This is a genomic window from Rhizobium changzhiense (genome assembly GCF_013087625.1).
GTDB lineage: Bacteria > Pseudomonadota > Alphaproteobacteria > Rhizobiales > Rhizobiaceae > Rhizobium > Rhizobium sophorae.
In genome coordinates, this window is the sequence record NZ_JABFCQ010000002.1 from 1 (window position 1) to 21,988 (window position 21,988).

At 60.7% G+C, this 21,988-nt stretch carries 23 protein-coding genes and 1 pseudogene; 15 read left to right on the top strand and 9 right to left on the bottom strand.

The window, feature by feature from the left end; translation table 11 throughout:
• From G9X68_RS09350 to G9X68_RS09370, 5 genes and pseudogenes are all read left to right on the top strand, one after another.
• Window positions 1–248 (top strand): annotated as a pseudogene (locus G9X68_RS09350) (sugar ABC transporter ATP-binding protein); the annotation flags it as partial.
• Window positions 249–263: 15 nt separating this feature from the next.
• Window positions 264–1,814 carry a GMC oxidoreductase gene (locus G9X68_RS09355; RefSeq protein WP_171602191.1) on the top strand — a complete coding sequence of 517 codons (1,551 nt, stop codon included), beginning with the start codon at window positions 264–266 and terminating at the stop codon, window positions 1,812–1,814.
• Between the two features lies 1 nt (window position 1,815).
• Window positions 1,816–3,471, top strand: a complete 1,656-nt coding sequence (locus G9X68_RS09360) for a GMC family oxidoreductase (protein WP_171602192.1) — start codon at window positions 1,816–1,818, stop codon at window positions 3,469–3,471.
• 24 nt (window positions 3,472–3,495) lie between these two features.
• Window positions 3,496–4,674, top strand: a complete 1,179-nt coding sequence (locus tag G9X68_RS09365; protein WP_171602193.1) for a Gfo/Idh/MocA family protein — start codon at window positions 3,496–3,498, stop codon at window positions 4,672–4,674.
• Window positions 4,671–6,755, top strand: a complete 2,085-nt coding sequence (locus tag G9X68_RS09370) for an FAD-dependent oxidoreductase (protein ID WP_171602194.1) — start codon at window positions 4,671–4,673, stop codon at window positions 6,753–6,755. The genes G9X68_RS09365 and G9X68_RS09370 overlap by 4 nt, the downstream gene beginning before the upstream one ends.
• A gap of 31 nt (window positions 6,756–6,786) precedes the next feature.
• Here G9X68_RS09370 and G9X68_RS09375 read toward each other — a convergent pair whose 3' ends face one another.
• The 4 genes from G9X68_RS09375 to G9X68_RS09390 all read right to left on the bottom strand — a co-directional run bounded on the left by G9X68_RS09375 (window position 6,787) and on the right by G9X68_RS09390 (window position 8,793).
• Window positions 6,787–6,969: a hypothetical protein gene (locus tag G9X68_RS09375; RefSeq protein ID WP_017963940.1), complete on the bottom strand. Its 183-nt coding sequence runs from the start codon at window positions 6,967–6,969 to the stop codon at window positions 6,787–6,789.
• An 83-nt stretch (window positions 6,970–7,052) separates the two neighbouring features.
• Window positions 7,053–7,847 carry an exodeoxyribonuclease III gene (gene xth, locus G9X68_RS09380; RefSeq protein ID WP_171602195.1) on the bottom strand — a complete coding sequence of 265 codons (795 nt, stop codon included), beginning with the start codon at window positions 7,845–7,847 and terminating at the stop codon, window positions 7,053–7,055.
• A gap of 36 nt (window positions 7,848–7,883) precedes the next feature.
• Window positions 7,884–8,285, bottom strand: a complete 402-nt coding sequence (locus G9X68_RS09385) for a GFA family protein (protein WP_171602196.1) — start codon at window positions 8,283–8,285, stop codon at window positions 7,884–7,886.
• A 10-nt stretch (window positions 8,286–8,295) separates the two neighbouring features.
• Window positions 8,296–8,793, bottom strand: a complete 498-nt coding sequence (locus tag G9X68_RS09390; protein ID WP_171603039.1) for a hypothetical protein — start codon at window positions 8,791–8,793, stop codon at window positions 8,296–8,298.
• Window positions 8,794–9,090: 297 nt separating this feature from the next.
• On the opposite strand from G9X68_RS09390, the gene G9X68_RS09395 reads away from it, so the two are divergent.
• Entirely contained in the window at window positions 9,091–9,603 is a 513-nt protein-coding gene (locus G9X68_RS09395) for a hypothetical protein (protein WP_171602197.1), read from the top strand.
• Window positions 9,604–9,630: 27 nt separating this feature from the next.
• Here G9X68_RS09395 and G9X68_RS09400 read toward each other — a convergent pair whose 3' ends face one another.
• From G9X68_RS09400 to G9X68_RS09410, 3 genes are all read right to left on the bottom strand, one after another.
• The gene (locus tag G9X68_RS09400; RefSeq protein WP_171602198.1) at window positions 9,631–10,254 is read right to left on the bottom strand and encodes a response regulator; all 624 of its coding nucleotides are present in this window, start codon (window positions 10,252–10,254) and stop codon (window positions 9,631–9,633) included.
• Window positions 10,255–10,256: 2 nt separating this feature from the next.
• Complete coding sequence (locus G9X68_RS09405; protein WP_171602199.1) at window positions 10,257–11,645, bottom strand: sensor histidine kinase; 1,389 nt, start codon at window positions 11,643–11,645, stop codon at window positions 10,257–10,259.
• A gap of 62 nt (window positions 11,646–11,707) precedes the next feature.
• Window positions 11,708–11,884, bottom strand: a complete 177-nt coding sequence (locus G9X68_RS09410) for a hypothetical protein (protein ID WP_171602200.1) — start codon at window positions 11,882–11,884, stop codon at window positions 11,708–11,710.
• 175 nt (window positions 11,885–12,059) lie between these two features.
• Between G9X68_RS09410 and G9X68_RS09415 the strand changes: the two genes are divergently transcribed.
• From G9X68_RS09415 to G9X68_RS09425, 3 genes are all read left to right on the top strand, one after another.
• A complete protein-coding gene (locus G9X68_RS09415) occupies window positions 12,060–12,896 on the top strand; it encodes a class I SAM-dependent methyltransferase (RefSeq protein WP_171603040.1) in 837 nt (278 codons plus the stop codon).
• Window positions 12,897–13,012: 116 nt separating this feature from the next.
• A complete protein-coding gene (locus tag G9X68_RS09420) occupies window positions 13,013–13,960 on the top strand; it encodes a FecR family protein (RefSeq protein WP_171602201.1) in 948 nt (315 codons plus the stop codon).
• Complete coding sequence (locus tag G9X68_RS09425) at window positions 13,957–16,719, top strand: EAL domain-containing protein (protein ID WP_171602202.1); 2,763 nt, start codon at window positions 13,957–13,959, stop codon at window positions 16,717–16,719. Before G9X68_RS09420 ends, G9X68_RS09425 begins: the two co-directional genes overlap by 4 nt.
• A gap of 23 nt (window positions 16,720–16,742) precedes the next feature.
• Here G9X68_RS09425 and G9X68_RS09430 read toward each other — a convergent pair whose 3' ends face one another.
• Window positions 16,743–17,009: a hypothetical protein gene (locus G9X68_RS09430; protein ID WP_171602203.1), complete on the bottom strand. Its 267-nt coding sequence runs from the start codon at window positions 17,007–17,009 to the stop codon at window positions 16,743–16,745.
• Between the two features lie 198 nt (window positions 17,010–17,207).
• Between G9X68_RS09430 and G9X68_RS09435 the strand changes: the two genes are divergently transcribed.
• From G9X68_RS09435 to G9X68_RS09455, 5 genes are all read left to right on the top strand, one after another.
• A complete protein-coding gene (locus tag G9X68_RS09435; RefSeq protein ID WP_171602204.1) occupies window positions 17,208–17,606 on the top strand; it encodes a DUF1236 domain-containing protein in 399 nt (132 codons plus the stop codon).
• A 115-nt stretch (window positions 17,607–17,721) separates the two neighbouring features.
• Complete coding sequence (locus G9X68_RS09440; RefSeq protein WP_171602205.1) at window positions 17,722–18,594, top strand: DUF1236 domain-containing protein; 873 nt, start codon at window positions 17,722–17,724, stop codon at window positions 18,592–18,594.
• Window positions 18,595–18,648: 54 nt separating this feature from the next.
• On the top strand, window positions 18,649–18,816 hold the full coding sequence (locus G9X68_RS09445) for a hypothetical protein (protein WP_171602206.1): 168 nt from the start codon (window positions 18,649–18,651) through the stop codon (window positions 18,814–18,816).
• A complete protein-coding gene (locus G9X68_RS09450; RefSeq protein WP_171602207.1) occupies window positions 18,813–19,394 on the top strand; it encodes a BA14K family protein in 582 nt (193 codons plus the stop codon). Before G9X68_RS09445 ends, G9X68_RS09450 begins: the two co-directional genes overlap by 4 nt.
• 110 nt (window positions 19,395–19,504) lie before the next feature.
• Window positions 19,505–19,819, top strand: coding sequence for a hypothetical protein (locus G9X68_RS09455; protein WP_171602208.1), 315 nt, complete (start codon window positions 19,505–19,507; stop codon window positions 19,817–19,819).
• A 134-nt stretch (window positions 19,820–19,953) separates the two neighbouring features.
• Here G9X68_RS09455 and G9X68_RS09460 read toward each other — a convergent pair whose 3' ends face one another.
• Window positions 19,954–20,847: a LysR family transcriptional regulator gene (locus tag G9X68_RS09460; protein WP_171602209.1), complete on the bottom strand. Its 894-nt coding sequence runs from the start codon at window positions 20,845–20,847 to the stop codon at window positions 19,954–19,956.
• 119 nt (window positions 20,848–20,966) lie between these two features.
• Here G9X68_RS09460 and G9X68_RS09465 point away from each other — a divergent pair, with 119 nt between their 5' ends.
• On the top strand, window positions 20,967–21,968 hold the full coding sequence (locus G9X68_RS09465; protein ID WP_171602210.1) for a L,D-transpeptidase family protein: 1,002 nt from the start codon (window positions 20,967–20,969) through the stop codon (window positions 21,966–21,968).
• Window positions 21,969–21,988 lie beyond the last annotated feature (20 nt).

A 21,988-nucleotide genomic window follows, 5' to 3' on the forward strand; every position in this document is an offset into this window, starting at 1 on the left:
CGGAGGCCTTGACCGATCCCGATGGCGCCGACCGCAAGGCGCGCTCGCTGACCGAGGGCGACTGCCTGATCGAGGTGGTCGAACCGGCCGGCTCCGACACCTTCGCCGTCACCAAACTCGGCGGCAAATCCGTCGTCGCCCGCCTGCGCGCCGACACAGGCATCGCGCCCGGACAAAACACCCGCCTTGCCTTCAATCTCGACAAGGCCGTGTTCTTCGATCCGGAAAGCCAGGCCCGGATCGGGTGAGGGTCAGGTGCTGATATGAGCAATTCACCAGACATCGTCATCATCGGTTCAGGCGTCGGCGGCTCCACCGTCGCGGCAGGCCTGGCTGTGTCAGGCGCGCGGATATTGATCCTCGAAGCTGGCGATCATATCGCCGATCTTCCCGTCAATCGTGACCAGCGCGCCATCTTCCAGCGGGGACATTTCCGACCGAAGGAAACTTGGTACGAGGCAGACGGCAGAGGCTTCAATCCGGGCAACTATTACAATGTCGGCGGCAATTCGAAATTCTACGGCGCCGTGCTGTCGCGTTATCGCAGGGAGGATTTCGACGTCATCAAGCACCGCGAGGGTGTGTCGCCGGCTTGGCCGTTTCCCTATGAGGCGCTGGAGCCGTGGTACTCAAGGGCGGAACTGTTGTATCAGGTTCGCGGCAGCCTAGGCGAAGATCCCACCGAACCGTACCACTCGGCTGGCTACGCATACCCGCCCGTGCCCGACGAGGCGCCGATCGCCGATATCAGGGCGCGCCTCAAGCAGAAAGGCCTGCATCCGTTTTCCCTGCCGCTCGGCCTGGATCTTGACGCTTGGCTCTCCAAAGCACGCACGCCATGGGATGCGCATCCGAACGCACGCGACGGCAAGATGGATGCCGAGACCGCGGCCCTTACGGTGGCGCTGAAGCACGAGAACGTGCGGCTCGAAACCAATGCGCGCGCGATAAGGCTCGACACAGGGGCGGGGAACCGGATCGACCGGATCGCCTATGTCAAGAACGGTCAGACGCTGACGGTGTCACCGAAGATCGTCATCCTGTCGGCAGGCGCCGTCCAGTCATCGGTGCTTTTGCTGCGCTCGAAAAACGACCGCTTCCCAAGGGGCCTGGCGAATTCCTCCGATCAGGTGGGCCGCAACTTCATGAATCACAACGCCTCCGCCGTCATCGGGGTCTCGCCAAAATTCAGGAACACGGCCGTCTACCAGAAGACGTTTGCCTTTAACGATTTCTATCTCTCCGACGGGGAGGGAGGACCACCGCTCGGCAATGTGCAGCTCCTCGGCCGCATCTCCGAAAAGGTTCTCAAGGGCTCGCTGCCGCAAGCGCCGGAATGGTTTCTGCGCTTCATCACAACCCATGCCATCGACTTCTATGCAATGAGCGAGGACGTGCCCAATCCCGAAAGCCGCGTCATGGTCGATGGAGACCGGATCGTTCTCCAATGGCAGCGAACCAACTGGGATGCGCATCTGGCGCTCGTGGCCAGGCTGAAGGTCATCCTGAAATCGATCGGATTTCCGATCGTGCTGTCGCGGCCTTTCGACAAGCGCACGCCTTCCCATCAATGCGGAACGGTCCGCATCGGCAACGATCCCGCGACAGCGCCGTTGGACCCGTACTGCCGGTCCTACGATCACGAGAACCTCTTCGTCGTCGACGCCGGTTTCCTCCCCACCTCGGCTGCGGTCAATCCTGCGCTCACCGTGGCCGCCCAGGCGCTGAGAGTGGCAGACCATATTGCGTTGAAGGACTTTGCAGGCATGACACAGGCGCTGGCGGTCGCCAGGCCGGATGCAACAGGACAGTAACATGGGATTCGATTACATCATCACCGGCGCCGGTCCGGCAGGATGCGTTCTGGCAAGCCGGCTGAGCGAAGATCCCGATGTCAGCGTGCTCCTGCTCGAGGCGGGCGGCGGCGACTGGAATCCTCTTTTTCATATGCCGGCCGGCTTCGCTAAGATGACCAAAGGTGTCGCCAGCTGGGGATGGGAAACCGTTCCCCAGAAACACATGAAAGGCCGGGTGCTTCGTTATACGCAGGCAAAGGTCATCGGCGGCGGCTCGTCGATCAACGCGCAGCTCTATACCCGCGGAAACGCCGTGGATTATGACCTCTGGGCGCGAGAAGACGGTTGCGAGGGCTGGGACTACCGTTCGATCCTACCCTATTTCAAACGCGCCGAGGACAATCAACGCTTCGCCGATGACTACCATTCCTATGGCGGTCCGCTGGGTGTCTCGATGCCGGCGGCAGCGCTGCCGATCTGCGATGCCTATATCCGTGCAGGGCAGGAGCTCGGCATCCCCTATAATCACGATTTCAATGGTCGCCAGCAGGCGGGCGTGGGATTTTACCAGCTGACGCAGCGCAATCGCCGTCGGTCGTCGGCGTCGCTCGCCTATCTCTCGCCGATCAAGGACCGCAAGAACCTGACGGTCCGGACGGGTGCGCGCGTCGCACGCATTATCGTGGAAGGAGGCCGTGCGACAGGCGTCGAGATCGTGACCTCGCGCGGCCAGGAGATCGTCCGCGCCGATCGCGAAGTGCTGGTCTCATCGGGCGCGATCGGATCGCCGAAGCTGCTTCTGCAGTCCGGCATCGGACCGGCCGACCATCTGCGCTCGGTGGGCGTCAAGGTGCTGCACGATCTGCCGGGTGTCGGCGGCAACCTGCAGGATCACCTGGATCTATTCGTCATTTCCGAATGCACCGGCGATCACACCTATGACGGTGTCGCGAAGCTCCACCGCACACTTTGGGCCGGGCTTCAATATGTCCTGTTCCGCACCGGTCCGGTCGCCTCGTCGCTCTTTGAGACCGGCGGCTTCTGGTACGCCGATCCTGAAGCCCGTTCTCCCGATATCCAGTTCCACCTTGGCCTGGGATCGGGCATCGAAGCAGGCGTCGAGCGCCTGAAAAACGCGGGCGTGACGCTCAACTCCGCCTATCTGCATCCGCGCTCGCGTGGGACGGTGCGTCTGTCATCCTCCGACCCGGCTGCCACGCCCCTGATCGACCCCAACTACTGGTCTGATCCGCACGACAGGACGATGTCGCTGGAGGGGCTCAAGCTCGCACGCGAGATCATGCAGCAGGCGGCGCTGAGGCCCTATGTCATGGCCGAACGGCTTCCCGGACCGAAGGTCATGACCGACGAGCAGCTTTTCGATTATGGCTGCGCCAACGCCAAGACCGACCATCATCCGGTCGGCACCTGCAAGATGGGGAGGGGACCGGACGCGGTTGTCGGGCTCGATCTCAAGGTCCATGGCCTGGAAGGCCTGAGGGTCTGCGATTCATCCGTCATGCCGCGCGTGCCGTCCTGCAACACCAACGCTCCGACAATCATGGTCGGCGAAAAGGGATCGGACCTCATTCGCGGCCTGCCGGCACTTGCCCCCACCATCTTCGCCTATGAACGCAACGATGCGAGGCCTCGGGCCCGCGCCGAAATCCGGTAAGTCCTGTCGAGAGGAGAGACGACAATGTCTGAAGTCAGAGTTGCAGTGCTTGGCGCCTCGGGCTGGATGGGAAAGGTCCACACGATGGCCTATCAGGCCTTTCCGCATTTCTTCGGAGTGTCGGACGGAACGGCACGGATCGTCGCTCTCGTCGAAGGCCCCTCGACGGCAGCCGAGGATCTCGCCCACAGGGCGCCGGGCGCAAGGATTCTTCAGGATTGGAAACTGGCGGTCGCTGATCCTGATGTCGATCTGATCGATATCTGCCTGCCTGATCATCTTCACTACGAGGTGGCCAAGGCCGCGCTGCTGGCCGGCAAACATGTCTACTGCGAGAAGCCATTGGCAAACACCGCTGCCGAAGCGTGGGAACTGGCCGACATCGCCAGGGAAAAGGGTGTGATTACCCGTGTCGGACACGCCTTTCCCCGAAACCCCGTCCATGATCTGGCGAAAGACATCATTCAATCCGGCGAAATCGGCGACATCAAACTGTTCCGCGGCTGCCAGCATGTCGACATGTATGGCGATCCCTACGCCCCCTTCATGTGGCGGGCCGATGGAGAGCTGGCGCCGACCGGGATCGTCGGTGACACCGGCTCGCACATCTTCAGCTTCATGGATTTCCTGGTCGGCCACGTCAGCTCGTTGATCGCCGACAACCTCATCGTCACGCCGCGCCGGCCCGTCGTCGGGGGCCTTGCCTATGGCGAGCAGGTGAAACTGACAGGCAATGAGTCCTGGGCAGACATTACCAATCCTGACGCCACGAACCTGCTTTGCCGGTTCGAAAACGGCGCCGGCGGGATCGTCGATTTCAGCCGTGTCGCGACCGGCCGCAAGTTCATGCAGACCTACGAGATCTACGGAACGAAAGGCAGCATCGCCTATAGCTATGACGAGATAAACCGGCTGCGCTTCTACTCCAACGACGACCGGACGGGACGGCGCGGCTTCCGGGAGATCGACGTGGGGCCCGAAAACCCGACCTTCCGGGCTTTCCTTCCTCTGCCGAATTTCGGCTTGGGCTACAATGAAAGCAAGATCATCGAAGCGGCCGAGGTGATCCGTTCGATCGTTGCCCACAGGCCGATGTGGCCGACATTCGAGACCGGCCACCACATCTGCCAGATCGTCGACGCATGCATGCAGTCTTCCCGGCAGAGGCGTTGGGTCGACATCCCGCTGGCTGAACGTCAATGACCATAGACGTTCCGCAGGAAATTCTTGACGCACTGACCGATGTGGAGATGCCGCGGCTGCCGTCCGAGGCCGCCCCTTCGGAAATGGTCCGGCTCGCTGGCATCGAGGTGCCGGTCTACCGGGCTGGTTGCGTCGTCGTCGGATCGGGTGCTGCAGGTCTGCGGGCGGCGGTAGAAATGAAACGGCGCGGCGATGACGTCGTCATCGTCAGCCAAAGCGCGTGGGGTGGAACCTCGGCCTGTTCGGGATCCGACAAGCAGACCCTGCACACGGCAAACACCGCCGATCAGGGCGACAATTACAAGGCGATGGCCCGCGCCATCCGCAGCGGCGGCGCAATGGACGAGGATACGGCCTACGTCGAGGCCGTGGGCTCGTCCCGGATGATGGCATCGCTCCAGTTTTTAGGCCTGCCGCTGCCTCAGGATCCGCTCGGTGGAACGCTGAGATACCAGACCGACCATGACGAGGTCGGCCGCGCCACCAGTTGCGGCCCGCGCACCTCGCGCCTGATGGTCAAGGTGCTGGCCGAGGAGGCGATCCGGCTGGGCGCGCCGTTCTACAACCAGACTACGGCGGTCAAGATTCTAACTGGGGGTGAGGGGGCTGAACGCCATGTCGTCGGCATACTTGTCATGCGCGCCGGCGACCGTACGGAGCAGAATCCGCTGGGTATCGCGCTGTTCGTCAGCGGCGTGATCGTGCTCGCAGCAGGCGGGCCGGGCGAACTCTATCGCGATAGCGTTTATCCCAACGGCTGCTTCGGCTGTCTTGGATTGGCGCTGGAAGCCGGCGTCGAGCTGGTGAACCTCACCGAAAGCCAGTTCGGCATCGGCACGCGCAGGGAAGGCTTCCCATGGAACCTATCGGGCACCTATGTCCAGGCGATCCCGCATATCTACTCGCTCGATAGCGAAGGCGTGGAGCATCACTTCCTGGCAGAATATTACCGCAGCACACAGGAGCTGGCATCGAACGTCTTCCGTAAAGGCTATCAATGGCCCTTTCATGCGACGCGCATGCTCGAATTCGGCTCGAGCCTGGTCGACCTTGCTATCTCCAGCGAAACCGCCGCGGGGCGGCGCGTCTTTATGGATTTCAATCGCAATCCGCCACCCGTGCCGGGCGACCTGCCGTTCAGCCTGGAAAGACTGGACGAAGACGTCCGCGGCTATCTCGGCAAGGCCGGTGCCGGCCAGGATATGCCGATCGATCGATTGAAGCATATGAACCCGCTCGCGATCGAACTTTACCGCCGCTACAAGATCGATATTGCCGAGGAGCCGCTGGAATTTGCGGTCAATAACCAGCACATGAACGGCGGCATCATGGTCGATACCTGGGGCCGCAGCAGTCTCGGCGGCTGTTACGCTGTCGGAGAAGCAGCGGGCACACACGGTGTGACGAGGCCCGGCGGAGCGGCGCTCAATGCCGGGCAAGTCTTCGGCACCCGGGCAGCCGAGCACATCAGTGCGAGTGGCCGGGCGAAGCGTGCCGCCACGAAGGATATAGCCGCCATGGCAGAGGCAGGCATTGCCTACATCCTTGCTGGCCTGCGGACGGAGAGCCTGCTCACCGTCAAATCGATCCGCTCGCAAGTGCAGGCGCGAATGAGCGACAAGGCCGGCATCCTCTGCGATCAGAAAAGTGTCAGCGGTGCCCTGATTGAAGCACGCAAGCTGAATGCTGAAATTCGCGATAACGGCGTCGCCTACGGTCGAGCAGCGGAGGCGGTTCGCGGCGTGCAATGGCGGCATATGGCGCTTGCTTCGGAAGCCGTGCTCAGCGCGCTTGATTTCTTCATTCGCAACGGAGGCGGCAGCCGTGGGGCGCGGGCGATATGCGATACGGAAGGCGAATCTCTCCCGCTGGCGCGCTCAGGACCGTTGCAGGATTATCGCTTCCGGAAAGAACGCGAAGCGCATCGCAAAGAGCAGATTGTTGTTCGTGTTGATGGGGATGACATAAGGCTTTCCACACGTCCGAACCGCAGCTTCGACGAGAGTGCCAGATCCTTCTTCGAGCGGGACTGGCCGGCCTGGTTGACCGGCCGCATCTACGACCGCGGCACGGATGGATAAGGCTGCGCATCGCCCTCGCTGGGTGTGTTGATCAATCGGGATTCGGCACCGGCGGCGGAACACGGATGCGTTCGGTGTCGTCAGAACCTTCGGCGACGGCTTCCTCGCTTTTGCGCACGTGCCGCGGCGGATCCTTTCCTTCGACCGGCTTCGGCGACAACTGGTCGTCGGCCTGGATTTCGTCGGTGTTCAGGTAGTTCTTGCTCTCGTTCATTGCGGTCACCTCCCTTTGCAAGAAAACTCCCGGCGATATGGCGAGGTTCCCTCGCTCCTCTGCTTGCCGCGCCGGAGCGCGGCTTATAGATCGGCCCCAGCTTCGGAAACGTCGAGCTCGATCATGACGGGCGCGTGGTCGCTTGTATGCTCCCAGCTGCGCGGCTTTCTCCTGACTGTTGCCGATCGAAGCCATGGCGCGACTGCCGGACTGAGCAGGAAATGGTCGATCCGAAGCCCTGCATCACGTTCGAAGCTGTTCCGCCAGTATTTCCAGAAGGTATAGATACGCTCTCCCGGATGCAGATGCCTGACGGCGTCGGTCCATCCCTGAGCGACGAGATCAGCGTAGGCCTTGCGCACTTCAGGCCTGAAGAGGGCGTCGTCCAGCCAGCGCTCCGGCTTGTAGACGTCGATCTCCGTCGGCATGACGTTGAAGTCGCCGGCCAGGATCGCAGGCACCTCGAGTTCGAGGAGTTCGGCGGCGTAGCCGTGCAGCCGCCGGAACCAGCGGAGCTTGTAGTCGAACTTAGCACTCGGGAACGGATTGCCGTTCGGCAGATACAGGCATCCGATGACGATACCATCGATGACGGCTTCGATATAGCGGCTGTGGCTGTCATCGGGATCGCCGGGAAGCCCGCGCCGCGTCAGGATCGGTGTCTTGCCCCTCGCCAGGATGGCGACCCCGTTCCAGGATCTCTGTCCGTGCCAAACGGCGCCGTAGCCAGCCCGTTCGATCTCCTTTCGCGGAAACCCGGCGTCGTCGGTCTTCAGTTCCTGGAGGCAGACCACATCAGGGGCATCCTCCTTGATCCAGCGCAGCAGGATGTCTAGCCGCCCATTGATCCCGTTGACATTGTAGGTTGCGATTTTCATGAGATCCCCGGAATTCGAGGCGGTGCCGGATATCCTCTAGAAGCGCTCCTGAGTTTCCTCCTCAGGAAGTCCCCGCCCGCAATCGGCCCAATCAAGACGGCTCTCCACACCGTAGTGTCCCGCCGGGCTGATCTTTTCCGGGTGGTCGAGCGAGCCGACGGTCACCCGGATCAGTTCGTCGCCGTCGTACTGAAGATAGAGTGGTGTTCCGCACTTGCAGCAGAAGCCACGAGTCGCAATCGGCGAGGATCGGTACGAGGTGGGCGTACCGGCCGTCCAGGCAAGGTCGTCGATCCTCGCCTGGACCAGGACCGCGAAAGGGCCTCCGGTCGCTTTCTTGCACATGTCGCAGTGGCAGTACCCCGAATGCGGCGGATCAACAGCGAATGCGTACCGGCAGGATCCGCAAAGACAGCCGCCAGTCCATCGCGCTGCCATGGCTGGCTCCTCAACGCGTCGCGCCGAAGACGAAGGCGATGCCGGCGACGATCGCTGCGGCTGTCAGCGGCTGCCGGCGTATGCGATCCTCGAGGTCATGGACGAATGTGCGTGCTTCCGCCTTTGCCAGGCGGGCTGTTCCAGAAGCCAGTTCCGAAGCAGATTCAACCATCCGACCGGCTTCCTTCTGAAGCGCGCGCATTTCTTCGCGATCCACATCATATCCTTCGGAGGGGCGGACGGTTTCACCGCTTGAGCGCAGGGCTTGATCCACGAGTGGAAATTCCTCGTCCAGCCTGCTGGGATCTGGCTCCCGCTTCACACGCTCAGCCGCCTCGACGTCGCTGCGGCCGGCGGGAATGGAGGTGTGGGTGGCTGACACCGGGTCGGACGCTGGAAAGGTGTCCTCGATTGCTTTGTCGAGTTCGCCTTTTCGCGGCTGCTTCCGCTGCTCTGCCTGCTCATTTCGCATCGACTGGACTGCGGGGGAGTCGTTCGGATTTGCCATTGGGGTTTCCTCTGTTGCACTTCGACAATCAAAGCGACGACAGGGAAAGAAGTTCCATAGAAATGCTTCCGTGCTTAATCCAAAGGATTGAACGGAGGCCAGCAATGGTGCTTACGGTGACATTGCACGGCCTTTTTCCGATGATAAGCATTGCAATCGGGTCAAGCCGGACCAAAGTCTTGCCGGTGCCTACTACCTAGGTCGGTTGCATTCTTTACTCGGAACAGCGAGAAATCTCATACGTCATATTCATATATTGTATGGGAAACCGCGAGGACGGGCGAACGAGGCTATGGCATGAGTATCCGGAAACGCGATTTTCTAAGATTGGGCGGCAGCGCGGCCGTCGCACTCGTCGCTGCCGCATTGCCAGTCAGTTTGAATTTCGGCGGTTCCCTTCCTGTTCTGGCATTGGACTTTGCGCAGGCAAAGGACGGCAACAACGGGAATGGCAATGGTAATGGTGGAGGGAATGGCGGCGGCAACGGCGGTAACGGCAACGGCGGCGGTAACGGCAATGGCAACGGGGGAGGGAATGGCAGCGGCAACGGTAACAGCGGTGGGAATTCCTCCGGTGGGAATTCCTCCGGCGGCGGCGGATCCACTTCCTCGACCACAGGATCGTCAGCGGGATCTGGACCGAGAGCGACAGCAGCGTCCGATGGCTCGATCGACGTCCGTCATTCGAATGGCATCACTGAAGTCCTGCAGCGCGGTCGCTACATTATGAAGGACTCGAAGGGCCGGACGATTATAAATCGACAGGCGACGGCCAACGATGCCCGCCGGCTGAGCCGCTTCCTTCGCTGAAATGTGGTAGGCGGGCGATAACCTCTTTCAGCGGCGTTCGCGCCATTGTAAAGCCGCTTCAGTCCTGTTCGAGGCGCCGAGCTTGCTCAGAATCTGGGTCATATGGTGCTTCACCGTCTTTTCCTGCAGGCTGAGACGCAAGCCGATATGCTTGTTTGACAAACCCTGAGCGACAAGATCCATCACCTCGCGTTCCCGTGGCGTCAGGCTGCTTTTGTCGGAGGTTCCGCCATTCAAGGAATTTTCCATGACTTTCGCCGACATGGTCGGCGAGATATATCGCGAGCCGCGCAAAACGGTTTGGATCGCTTCGGCCAGGCCACGTGAACCAACACCTTTCAGAACATAGCCCATCGCACCCCGTTGCAGAGCTCCCAGTAAAGTGTCTACCTCCTCGGATACCGTCAACATCAGCACTTTCGTTGTGGGGCTCCGCGCCAGGACGTCACTGATCGCAGAAAGTCCGCCGCCGGGCATCGAGACATCGAGGAGCATGATGTCGGGGTGGTTGTCCGAAGCGATCATCACAGCGTCATCGCTGCTGGCCCCCTCGCCAACGACGATAAAGCCGCTGATCTCGGAGAGGCTGCGCGTTACACCCTCACGAAAAAGCGGATGATCGTCCACGACGCCGATGGTGATTGCTGTCATCCCTATTCTCCCACTTCCATTGGCTCGAAGATCATGGTCACGGTTGTTCCTCCTTCGCCTGTCTTGATGTCGAAAGATCCTCCCAGGCTGTCGATGCGCTCCCGCAACCCGACGAGGCCGAGGCTCGTTGGCCTCACCTCGGTCGGATCGAAGCCGTCGCCGCGATCGCTGACCTCGATACGGACATGACCCTTGTGCGATACGGCCCTGACAGTCTGCTGAACGCCGCCGCCGTGGCGATAGGCGTTGTTCAAGGCTTCCTGAACGAAGCGATAGATACAGATCTTCACGGCAGGAGCGAGTTCGGGTCCATCCTCGTCGATGACAGTTTCGACAGGTGTTTCGGTCTTGTGTTGATGCGCTTCGACGACCCGCTTGACGATCTCGGTGATCGAGGACTTCTCGATCTGAGGGAGCACCAGTCCGCTGCAGATATTGCGGATCTCCGCCATCGCTTCGGCAAGGCTCGAACGTATCCAGGCAAGCTCCTTTTCGCGCGCTTCGGGCTGGGTGGACGCATTGATCAACACGTCGCTGTCCAGGCGCAAGGAGGCATAGGCAATGTGCTGGGCCGGACCGTCGTGCAGATCGGCACCGATGCTGCGCAAATATGTTTCGTTCAGCGCTGCCGCCCGCTGGGAGGCGCGCTGCAGGCGCCGCTGAAGTCCGCGGTTTTCCGCAAGCAGCGCAGAGAGTTCGGTGACCCGTTCTTTGAGATCCTTGCGCTGCGCCTCGATCGTGCGGCTACCCCGGAACACCAGAATGGAGAGAACAAGGAAAAAGGTCGCCGTGAGGGCGGCGACGGCGCCCCAGCTCCGGAGCCTGGCATGCGCCAGACTATCGCCCAGTCCTTCCGCTGTCTCGTAGAACTCGAGGACGGCGACTGCCTGTCCGGACCATGGCTGGAGCACCGGGTTATAGATCTCCATCAGCGGCTTGCCGAGCGCGCGCTCCTTGTCGCTTTCCGGATCGCTGGCGATTTCGTAGCGCGCGACGAGAGACCCTGCGAATGCCCTCCGCAGCTTGTCGCTGACTGCAAACGTCCTGCCCACCAGTTCCTTCTCGTTCGAATAGAGGATGGTGCCGTCGCTTCGCCACAGCTTGAACGAAACAAGGCGTTTGCCGAGTGCACCCTGACCGAGCGTCTCGTCCAGAGCCAGAGCACTCGCTTCATCAAGCAGTGATTCTGTTTGCATATCGGGAAGCAGCGGCGCGATCACGCTGTCCACATAAAGCGCCGTCGCCGCGCCTGAGTTGTGGATAACGGTCTCCTCTATCAGGTGGCTCACAAAAAAGCCCACCACGAACATGGCGGCAATCGAAATGAGCCCACCCGCGATGAAAAACTGGGAGGCGAGAGAGCGGGCATTCCAGCGGCGAAGCCAATTCATTTTGATACCGGTAAGAGACTGCCCGATTAACCTACCGCGTCTTTAGAGTTTTCCAAACAGCATCAGGGCACATTCCTGGTATCGAACACCTCGGCGCCTGTCACGCTCTGGGTCAACCCGGCGGTATCGCCGGACATGGCTGCGCCGAAGATGTAGAGAAGAGCGGCCAGAACAATAACAAGTGCGAAGACGGACGCGTTACAGGCGTCATTCACTCGGGATCTATGACTCTGGTTCATGTTCGGATCTCCTTCAGTATCGTTCGAAACGGCGCGAGTCCGACGCGCGTTCCACCCCAGGGACTTCGGTCCGACAGGGCTAGGACCAAGGTCTGACGTCCATAGACATCAACAGATTCAGTCATATCTCACGATCGACAGACCAGGGTTTGGAGGCATGTGAGTGACGATTTCCATGGATATCGAAAGCAGCGCCCATGACGCATCTGCCTCTTCTCTCGCGCCGTTCGAGGAAGGCGTCGCCGAGCTTTACGACACCCTCCTCGTGCCGATCATCTTCGAACCCTATGCGTCGGAGATAGCGATCGTCGCCGGACGGTTGAAACCCGGCAGCGTTCTCGAGGTCGCGGCGGGGACTGGCGCCTTGACACGCGCTTTGCGGGCGACACTCGATCATGCAACAGAGCTCGTTGCCACCGATCTCAGTCAGGCGATGATCGACGTCGGGGCACCATCGCTGACGATGTCGCGGACTCACTGGATGCACGCCGACGCGCAAAATCTCCCTTTCGCGCCCTCGATGTTCGATCTCGTCGTCTGCCAGTTCGGGGTGATGTTCTTTCCGGACAAGCTGAGGGCCTATGGCGAGGCTGCAAGAGTGTTGCGGAGCGGCGGTCGTTTCCTGTTTGCGACCTGGGATTCACTTTCTGCTAACGACTTCGCGAGATATATGGACGAATGCCTGGCAGGCATCTTTCGCTCCGACCCGCCGGACTTTCTAAGTCGCCTGCCATATTCCTATTTCGACCCCCATACGATCAAGGCGCATATGTCTTCGGCTGGATTTGATTCGGTTTCTTGCGATCGGATCGAGTTGACCTCCGTCGCGGCCGCGCACGACGTCGCTGCAGCCTTCTGTCAAGGCACTCCGCTCAGAGGAGAGATCGAAAAGCGGGCGCCGGGGCGCATTTTGGAGATCGTCGACGAGGTGGCCGAGCAACTGGAATCGCGCCACGGAGCGCGTCCGTGTGGCGGCATGAGTGCGTTGGTCGTCGTCGGCCGTGTTTCATAACGCCCGTCGCCGTATACCTGCATTCCAATCAAGCGATTTCTACAATCAACGTCCCCATTTATAATCATTCTTAATTGGAAGGTGCTTCACTCGGCTGAAGGTCGGGGATAGCATCTATGGTGGCAATATTTCGAATTCTGGTCGCAGCATTGTTGTTGCTGTCGACCGCCGCGTTCGCGGCTGCAGGCGACTGGAAGGTCGTCAGGGCGACGGAGCAGGTGAAATATACCGTCGACAGAACGAACTGGCTGGAGCTGCGCGCCGGCGACGTGGTTCCCAACCGAGCATGGGTTTCGACTGGTCCGCGCGGGCGGGTGCAGCTTGCCAGGGGCGTCGAAAGCATCACTTTCCAGCCGAACACGCTCGCCTCCATCACCGGCTATGGAGGGTTCCTCTCGCCGCAGACGCAGATCGTCCAGCAGGTTGGCTCGCTGGAGCTTGAGATTGAGAAGCGAAGCCAGCCGCATACGACCGTGCAGACGCCCTATCTCGCGGCCGTCGTGAAAGGGACGATCTTCCACGTGACGGTCGATAAGACGAAGGCATCCGTCTTCGTGGATCGCGGCCTGGTTCAGGTAACGTCTTTCGCAAGCGGCCAACAATCCAACCTTGGGCCGCGCCAAAGCGCAACAGTCGACAGCATGGCGGGCATGACGGTGAGGGGCCAGGCAACCAAGCCCGGGATCACGTCGGTTGCACCGTCGCTCGCTAAGATTCCTCCCGTCGGCACCACGAAAATCGCGGGTGCAGTCGAAGCGTCCGAGGCTGAGAATAAGTCTTCGGCCGCGGGCAAGGATAAGGGTTCCAGCGCCAGCAGCGATGGTAACAGCGCGAACGGCAAGGGCAATGGAAGCAGCAGTAACGGAAACGGCAACAGCGGGGGCAATGGCAAGTCCGGTGGAAACGGCAACGGCAACAGCGGTAAGAGCGACAACAATAGCGGGGGCAGCGGTAACGGCAATTCCGGCGGAAACGGCAGCGGTAATTCCGGCGGCAATGACAACAGCGGCAAGGGCGACAACAATAGCGGCGGCAACGGAAACGGCAAAGGCAAGAACAAGTGAGACGAAGGACCAGGGCTGCTGGGGACTATTTCTCCGGTAGCGTCAGCACCATAACGGTTCGCATTCTGCTGATCGCTATGATGCTGGCACTGCCGCTAGCCAGTGCCAATTTCGGCATCTTTCAAGGAATCAACAACAGTCTTTTTGCCAAGCGCTTCGAATGGGCTCCTCGCCAAGCCACCGGCAACGTCGTCTTCGTTGCAATCGACAAGCATTCTCTCGATGCCGTTGGGACTTGGCCCTGGCCGCGGAGCATTTATGCGACCGTGCTCGATAAGCTGATCGCGTCAGGCGCCAAAGACGTTTTCCTCGACGTCGATTTCAGTGCATTCTCCAGCAAGCAGGAGGACGACCGCCTGGCGGCGGCGCTGACTAGAGCCGGAGGGGGCGTGCTTTTGCCGGTGTTCCGGCAGCAGGAGACGGCGTCATCGTCTCAAACCGCGGTGACGAGGCCGATCCCACAGCTTCTTCAGAATGCCTGGCCCGCATTTGCCAATGTCGCGATGGATGCGGATGGGATCGTCCGCCGTTTCGATTTGGGAAGCCAGCTTGACGGGAATCCCACCCAGTCCGCTGCATCAGCCCTTGGCAGGATCGACAGCAGTTCCGGTTCCCTGCTGGTCGACTACTCGATAAGACCCGACACTGTCCCGACCTTCTCCTTGTCCGACGTTCTGAATGGGAGCGTACCGGCCGAGGCGGTGAGAGACCGCTCAGTTGTGGTTGGAGCATCCGCGACCGAGCTGAAAGACATTTTCGCCGTTCCCGTATACGGAGCCATCGCCGGCCCGCTCATCCATGTGCTCGCTGCGGAAACGCTGCTGCAGAACCGCTTCCTCGGGATGCTCGACCAAGCGCCGTTGGAACTCTTGTTTGCGGCCCTGCTTATTGTCGGTGTGATCTGTGGGCGCTCGACGGCAATTGTCACGATGGCGGCAGTCGGACTGCCCATGGTCATCGTCGGCGAAATCGGCGCATTCCTGCTGCAATGGCAGTACGGCCTTCTTGTCGGGACAGCGGTGCCGTGGTCGCTGCTCCTGCTCGCGTGGATGCTGGCCCTGAACGAACGCGTCGACCTCGGTCAAATGCTTGTCGCCATAGCCAACACGGAAGCTCGAAACACAAGACGCCTCATGAGAAGGATTATTGCCGACAGTTCGGACGGCGTCGTTGCATTCGACGGCGATCTGAGGATCGTCGAGGTGAGCGAATCCGCAAAAGCCCTGTTGCGAGTCGATATTGGCGCCTCCCTTCTCGATGGCGCCGACACCGCCATGATCGGCATCCTGCAGAGGCTGGTTTCAGAGCACGATGCTGAGCCAGGCAAGATACATACCGCGCTCGCCGACTTCACCGGCAACAGCGGTTCACATGCAGCTCATTACGAGGCGTCCATCACAATTTCACCTACCGAACAGCCGACGGCGGCGCGGTCGCGGTTCGCCGGCTGCCTGATCATACGAGACGTCACAGCGCGACGCGAATATGAACGGCGGTTGAAGAAACTGTCCGAGCTGGACGACCTCACCGGATTGCTTAATCGTCGGGAATTCGCGTCTCGACTGGCTGCCATTGAAGGCGAGGTCCTCGTCTCGGTGTTGGATATCGAGCGTTTCTCGTCGCTTTGCGCCACTCTTGGCCGCGACGCTGGGGACGAGCTTTTGAAAGCGGTGGCGGCCAGGCTGGGGAGCGCCTTCGCCGACGATTTGCTGGCAAGACTGGACGGCGACCATTTCGCCATCGCCACCTTCACAACCGATGAACGTCGGATCGAAGATTTTGCAGATAGTCTTTTGCGGCTGTTCGAAGAGCCCATATTGCTCCGCGGCGCGGTTGTCCCGGTCTCGATTCGCCTCGGAGTAGCGCGCTCGGGCGACGCGGCTCCCGGCGCTCTTCCGACCGCCGCTGAATCTGCACTGGACGCCGTCAAGGCCAGCCCTGGGCAACGATGGTCGTCTTTCGATCCTTCTACTGCCATTCGCCAAGCGCGGTCGCGCCGGCTGGAGCGGGACATGCGCGATGCTCTTCAGAACCGGCAGTTCTTCCTGCAGTTCCAGCCGCAGATCGAATTGAGAAGCAGGCGCCTCGTCGGCGCGGAGGCATTGATCAGATGGAACCATCCGGAGTTCGGGTTGATATCTCCGGCCGAGTTCATCCCGATCGCTGAATCCTCTGGCCTGATCTGCGATATCGGCCGCTGGACGCTGTTTGAAGCCTGCACCGAGGCGGCCGCTTGGCCCGGCGAGTTCAGCGTCGCAGTCAACGTTTCGGCACTTCAGTTCGAGCGGTCCGACGTTGAGGCCGACGTGATGGACGCGTTGTCCTGCAGCGGGCTTCCTTCTTCCCGCTTATGTCTCGAATTGACGGAATCCACTTTCCTCGATCAAGGCGGCGCCTCGATCACCAAGATGCGCGTGCTTCGCGATCGAGGGATCGTCATTGCCCTCGACGACTTCGGGACCGGCTATTCGTCGATGAACTATCTTGCCGATCTTCCTCTCGACAAGCTCAAGATCGATCAGTCCTTCGTCAGGCGAATGACCGGCAATCCAAGCATATTCGAAATAGTGCGGGCCATCATCTCCCTTGCGCACGGCTTGAAACTAGAGGTCGTCGCTGAGGGCGTCGAAGAGGAGCCGGAAGCCGAAGCACTGCAGCGGCTCGGATGCGAGATGGGGCAGGGCTATCTCTTCGGCCGGCCCGACGGCTCTGGTCGCATGCATTCCGAATGGAGCGTACAGAAGTTTCTGCCCGCCTAATTTAGATATGACGGCTCACTGACTCAGCTCGTGCGTTGTGCGTAGGAAGGCTCGCGCATGGCCCGGATGACGTGCTGCTCGATGTCGGAACAAGTCTCATCGTATTCCCGCACCAGATTCGGATCGAACCGTTGCCGCTGCACTGCGTCGCGGGCTTCGACAGCCATCTGGTAGGCTTCGAAGAGCTCGAGCTGCAACGGGTCGCAGGCTGCCATGATCAGCTTGCGCATCTGCGGCAGGCGCATCGCCAGGCGCCTGCGTCCCGCTTCCCGGCGGTTGGATCGTGCCATCTCCTCCAGTCTCCTCAATGCCCGCGATCACAGGGCCTTCCGATCCACAATTAGCGCCGGCGACCAATATTGAAATGGGTTTTAGGACCAAAGGCCGGGGCCGATCGGACTGAGGTCCGGGGCGTGGAACGACCCTGCCTCCAGCTAGTTGGTTTCGCAGCGGTCACGAAGGCCGCCTCGAAACAGAAGGAGGAGAAAATGCTCTCCAAGCTTATCGTCGGTGCGGCCACTGCCGCGACCCTGATATCGGGCGTCGCATTCGCCCAATCTTCGACCGTCAATGGTGCGGCCGGTGGCGCGGTCACCGGCGCGATCGTCGGCGGTCCCGTTGGTGCTGCTGTCGGCGGCGTTGCCGGTGCAGTCGTTGGCACGGCAATCGATCCGCCGCCGCAAAAGGTCATCACCTATGTCCGCGAGGCTCCGGCACCGTCGGCGCGCGTGGTAGTGAAGGAGAAGATTGTCGTCGGCCAGCCCCTGCCGGAGACGGTCGTCGTGACGCCTATTCCGGATGACCCGACCTATGCCTACGCAGTGGTCAATGATGAACGCATCATCGTTGAACCGTCATCCCGCAAGGTGATTCAGGTTATCAAGTGACCTGATCTTTGCGGCCTCGGCCGCGTCTTGCCTCCTAATATCACGTCAGAACCTGAGAACCGCCGCACGACGGACGATCGCGTCGTCGTGCGGCCAAAAAAGCAGAGAGATTGTTATGAAGACCAAGACACTCGTCATGCTGATGACAGCACTTTCGATTGGCGTTTCGCCGGTCGGCATCATGTCCGCTACGGCGCAGGATGCACCGATTCTTCCCAAGAAGGGTGCCGCTCAAAACGACCAATCCAGCGGTGGCGCAACACAGCAGCCGGATGCGGGCGGTGCCTCCTCGGGCGGCGCGGGAGCATCGAGCGAGCAGGCGACGCAGCCTTCCGGCTCCGACGGAAGCTCGTCGGGTGCGTCGGGCGGAACCTCCACGGATGGATCTTCCGATCAGACGACAACCCAGCCTGGTGCTAAGACGCAGTCCGGAAGCTCGACCGAATCTGGCTCCGGTGCCGCAGGTACGGACGCTTCTGGCGGAAGCCCGAACGGTTCGAAGTCTTCCACGTCGGGCAAGTCCTCGACGGAAAGCCAGAAACCTGCCGGCAGCCAGGACACTGGCACGTCGACCGGCTCCGGTGAAACCCAGAAGTCCGGCGACGTCAAGTCTTCCAGCGGCTCGACTGAGACCCAGTCGAACAGCAAGACGAAGGTCGAGACCAACAACACATCCGCCGACAGCAACACTCAGAACACCACGAAGACTGAGACGAACAACACGACCAACGTGAATATCTCCGTCGAGCAGCAGACCGAAATCCGTAGCGTTGTGAAGGAGGTTCATGTCGAGCCGGTGCGGGAGGTGGACTTCACTGTTTCGGTCGGCACCACCATCCCGAAGAAAATCAGGCTCGAGCCACTGCCGCCGCGGATCGTTGAGATTGTACCGCAGTACAAAGCCTACCGTTTCTTCCTTCTCGCGGATGGCCGGATCGTCATCGTCGATCCTTCTGCATTCACGATCGTCTACATCATTTCGGCATAACGGGCGGTGCCCGGCGGCGACCTCCGCCGCCGGAGCGCCAGCGAGGAGAGGAACATGATCTATTCCGAAGAGAAATCCGGCGGCCTGGCCGTGCCGCTGATCGCCATCCTGCTGGCAATCGCCGGCATTCTCGCCGTGCTTGTCGTTACCGGCGGCCGACATAACAGCGCTGCCGGCCGCGTCTGGGTTCCACAGGCTCAACAGCAGGGGTCGGGACAATGAAAGCTATCGCATCCGTCGCTTTTGGAATCTTAAGCTCGGTCGGGGCCTGCATGGCTGCTGCATCTGTCGCCTCCCACGTCGTGGCGGATTCCGAGCGCCACGCCTTCAGTGACTTTGCATCGCGCGATCTCTGGACGACGACCCCAGTGAAAGTCGACCCTCGGCAGCAGCGCTATGAACGAATTCCGCCTCTCTATTCCAGCTATGTCACCGAGGCATCGGCCATCGTCACCGCAAGGGCGAGGCCGGATTCCGCTCGCGTGCCGACCGAACTTCAAACACGGCAGCCAAAACTTGCCGCCGAGCATCTTGCCTGGTGTACGGACCGTTACCGCTCTTTCGATCCCGCGACCAACAGCTACCGATCCTATAGCGGCGGGACCCGCGAGTGCATTTCGCCGTTCCAGCGGATTGTCGCCGGGGCCGATGGCGGCGTCGGCATGAAAGTGAATGCACAGGCGGCAGCCCGCTGCGCCGCTCGCTACAGGTCGTATCGGCCGCAAGACAATACATATCAACCGTGGGAAGGACCGCGGCGTAGCTGCGACATGTCGGATCTCGTAGCGGCGAGTAACTGATGTGGTCGCACGGTGCGGACCCGATTGCACCACCTGGTCAGTCGGACTAAAGTCCGTGTTGCAAACGCTACGGTTGTGATACCTGGTTGCACGAGGGTTGGAGATCGGGGATGGCGACGCCGCTGATAACGGAAATCCAGCAGGCACAGACAAGGCTTCCGCTCTTGAGCCGGGCGGACCGGGGAGCCCTTATCGTTCGCATCCTCCGCGAGCTGAAGACGCATCGGCGGGAGGTTCTCGGACATGTGCCGGCCGAGCGCTGCGTTTGGATCGACAAGCTGATCGCGTCCGTGTCCTCGACGATATCCGAAATCGCCAACATGCAGGACGCCGAGTTCAATCGTGTCTTGAACGAGTTCGAAAAGCTTATGGCGACGCTCGATGACATTTCGCATGCCGAGAAGCCGTCGAAGACAATTCACTGAGAGGGTCACCAGCGGGCGGCCAAAATAGCGCCTCACCGGAAACGGCCCCTGCGCGTCAGCGTTTTCCATCCATGATTCGTTCAATCGAATAGGCAGCCATTCAAAGGGCGCCGTAGAAAAGACGATGACTATCGTCAGGCTCGATGGCGCAAGGCGTCCACGAGCGCCACGAAAGCCGGAGAGGACTGCCTTCTGCTCGGATAGTAGAGATGGTAGCCATCCCAGTGTGGCGAAAAGGCTTCCAGCACGCGTCTCAGGCGACCCTCCGCGATATGAGGAAGAGCGATGTCTTCCGGGACGTATGCCAGGCCAAGGCCTTCCAGCGCCGCTTCCACACTTTGATAGGCGTTGTTGAAGGCAAGCTGTCCCTCCACCCTGATCCTGATCTCTTTCCCATTGTCTTCGAACTCCCATGCCCAGAAGCCGCCATATGTGGGCAAGCGCTCGTTGATGCAGTTGTGGCGGACGAGGTCCTGCGGATGCTCCGGAACCCCCTTGCCGTCGAAATATGAGGGCGCGCCGACGACGGCAAACGGGAAATCAGGCCCGATGCGTGTCGATATCATGTCTTTCGCCACCTGCTCTCCCATGCGGACGCCGCCGTCGAAGCGCTCGGTCACGATATCCGACAGCCCGTTCTCGCGCATCAACTCCACCTTGATATCAGGGTTGTTGGGCAGGAAACGCTGAAGCTTCGGCCAGATGATCCAGTTGATCGCGTGGTCGGATGCGGTGATGCGGATGTTCCCGGCCGGATTTTCCCGGAACTCGGTGAGAATGTCGAGTTGAGCCTCGATTTCGTCGAAATGAGGTCCGACGCCTCGAAACAACCGCTCTCCAGCGTCGGTGAGCGAAACTGCCCGCGTGGTACGGGTCAGAAGCCGGATTCCGAGCCGCGTCTCGAGTTGGCGGACAACGTGGCTGAGCGCCGATTGAGACACGCCCAGCTTCGCAGCCGCCCGTGTAAAGTTCTTCTCTCGGGCGACCGCCAGAAAGGCCATCAGGTCATTGACGCTGTCGCGCGGCATTCACGAGCTCCTTCGGATCGAATGGCGGTTTTACTGAATTTGCAGAGACTGGACATTGAAATCATCGTGAACGCCTGCCTCGCTCGGTTCGCACTGGAACAAGTTGCGGCGCCGGCCATTTGTCGTCCATGAAAACAGCCCTGCCGATGTCGCTGCTCGCTCTGGCCTTCTCCGTTGGCGGTGCCGCCGCGCGGGAGCTCCGACCTGAAGAAATCAATACCGCATTGATTGCGTCCATTGGGACTGAAAAGCCGGAGCCGGGAGATCCAGACCCGGCGATGGTCCGCCTTCAAGTCCTGCTCGACCGTGCAGGCTCATCTCCCGGCGTGATCGATGGCCTCTCCGGCGAAAACGTCGACAAGGCCGTGGCCGGCTTCGAGGCGATGAACAATCTGCCTGTCGATGGGAGACTGGATCCAGACGTCGCCTCCCGCCTGGAAGGCAATGCCCCCATCGTTGAGAGCTATGTCGTCTCGGCAGAGGATGCCGCGGGTCTCGTTGACAAGATCCCCGACGACTATGGCGAGAAGGCAAAGATGCAGAGCTTGGGGTATACGAGCGTTGCCGAGAAGTTATCCGAGCGATTCCACATGGGTATCGATCTCGTGCATGCGCTCAACCCGGCTTCGCAGTTCGCTCCTGGCGATACCGTGTGGGTCGTGGACCCCGGTCCTCCCAAGGACGGAAAGGTCAAGAGGATCGAGGCCGACAAGAAGACGGGGCAGGTGCTCGCCTATGCGGCGGACGGATCGCTGCTTGCGGTCTATCCCGCAACGATCGGAAGCGAAGACAATCCGGCGCCGTCGGGCAAGCATAAGGTCAAGGGCGTCGCGAGGATGCCGGTCTACCGGTATGACCCGAAGCGCAATTTCAAGCAGGGAAAGAACGACAAGGTCCTGACGATCCCGAAAGGACCGAACGGCCCGGTCGGCACGGTCTGGATCGACCTGACCGAGCCGACCTACGGAATCCATGGGACACCCGAGCCGAAGCTCATCGACAAGGTGGGATCGCATGGCTGCGTGCGGCTTACGAACTGGGACGCCGAAGAGCTGGCTGGCATGGTCAAGACAGGAGTCATGGTGGACTTCGTCAATCGAAGTTCGGCCACGCCGAAGTGAGGGGAGTATATTGAAAATCC

What these genes read in the sequence shown, in the direction of transcription:
- G9X68_RS09355 (WP_171602191.1), top strand. Translation starts at nt 264, where the DNA reads ATGAGCAATTCACCAGACATCGTCATCATCGGTTCAGGCGTCGGCGGC.
- G9X68_RS09360 (WP_171602192.1), top strand. Translation starts at nt 1,816, where the DNA reads ATGGGATTCGATTACATCATCACCGGCGCCGGTCCGGCAGGATGCGTT.
- G9X68_RS09365 (WP_171602193.1), top strand. Translation starts at nt 3,496, where the DNA reads ATGTCTGAAGTCAGAGTTGCAGTGCTTGGCGCCTCGGGCTGGATGGGA.
- G9X68_RS09370 (WP_171602194.1), top strand. Translation starts at nt 4,671, where the DNA reads ATGACCATAGACGTTCCGCAGGAAATTCTTGACGCACTGACCGATGTG.
- G9X68_RS09375 (WP_017963940.1), bottom strand. Translation starts at nt 6,969, where the DNA reads ATGAACGAGAGCAAGAACTACCTGAACACCGACGAAATCCAGGCCGAC.
- xth (WP_171602195.1), bottom strand. Translation starts at nt 7,847, where the DNA reads ATGAAAATCGCAACCTACAATGTCAACGGGATCAATGGGCGGCTAGAC.
- G9X68_RS09385 (WP_171602196.1), bottom strand. Translation starts at nt 8,285, where the DNA reads ATGGCAGCGCGATGGACTGGCGGCTGTCTTTGCGGATCCTGCCGGTAC.
- G9X68_RS09390 (WP_171603039.1), bottom strand. Translation starts at nt 8,793, where the DNA reads ATGGCAAATCCGAACGACTCCCCCGCAGTCCAGTCGATGCGAAATGAG.
- G9X68_RS09395 (WP_171602197.1), top strand. Translation starts at nt 9,091, where the DNA reads ATGAGTATCCGGAAACGCGATTTTCTAAGATTGGGCGGCAGCGCGGCC.
- G9X68_RS09400 (WP_171602198.1), bottom strand. Translation starts at nt 10,254, where the DNA reads ATGACAGCAATCACCATCGGCGTCGTGGACGATCATCCGCTTTTTCGT.
- G9X68_RS09405 (WP_171602199.1), bottom strand. Translation starts at nt 11,645, where the DNA reads ATGAATTGGCTTCGCCGCTGGAATGCCCGCTCTCTCGCCTCCCAGTTT.
- G9X68_RS09410 (WP_171602200.1), bottom strand. Translation starts at nt 11,884, where the DNA reads ATGAACCAGAGTCATAGATCCCGAGTGAATGACGCCTGTAACGCGTCC.
- G9X68_RS09415 (WP_171603040.1), top strand. Translation starts at nt 12,060, where the DNA reads ATGGATATCGAAAGCAGCGCCCATGACGCATCTGCCTCTTCTCTCGCG.
- G9X68_RS09420 (WP_171602201.1), top strand. Translation starts at nt 13,013, where the DNA reads ATGGTGGCAATATTTCGAATTCTGGTCGCAGCATTGTTGTTGCTGTCG.
- G9X68_RS09430 (WP_171602203.1), bottom strand. Translation starts at nt 17,009, where the DNA reads ATGGCACGATCCAACCGCCGGGAAGCGGGACGCAGGCGCCTGGCGATG.
- G9X68_RS09435 (WP_171602204.1), top strand. Translation starts at nt 17,208, where the DNA reads ATGCTCTCCAAGCTTATCGTCGGTGCGGCCACTGCCGCGACCCTGATA.
- G9X68_RS09440 (WP_171602205.1), top strand. Translation starts at nt 17,722, where the DNA reads ATGAAGACCAAGACACTCGTCATGCTGATGACAGCACTTTCGATTGGC.
- G9X68_RS09445 (WP_171602206.1), top strand. Translation starts at nt 18,649, where the DNA reads ATGATCTATTCCGAAGAGAAATCCGGCGGCCTGGCCGTGCCGCTGATC.
- G9X68_RS09450 (WP_171602207.1), top strand. Translation starts at nt 18,813, where the DNA reads ATGAAAGCTATCGCATCCGTCGCTTTTGGAATCTTAAGCTCGGTCGGG.
- G9X68_RS09455 (WP_171602208.1), top strand. Translation starts at nt 19,505, where the DNA reads ATGGCGACGCCGCTGATAACGGAAATCCAGCAGGCACAGACAAGGCTT.
- G9X68_RS09460 (WP_171602209.1), bottom strand. Translation starts at nt 20,847, where the DNA reads ATGCCGCGCGACAGCGTCAATGACCTGATGGCCTTTCTGGCGGTCGCC.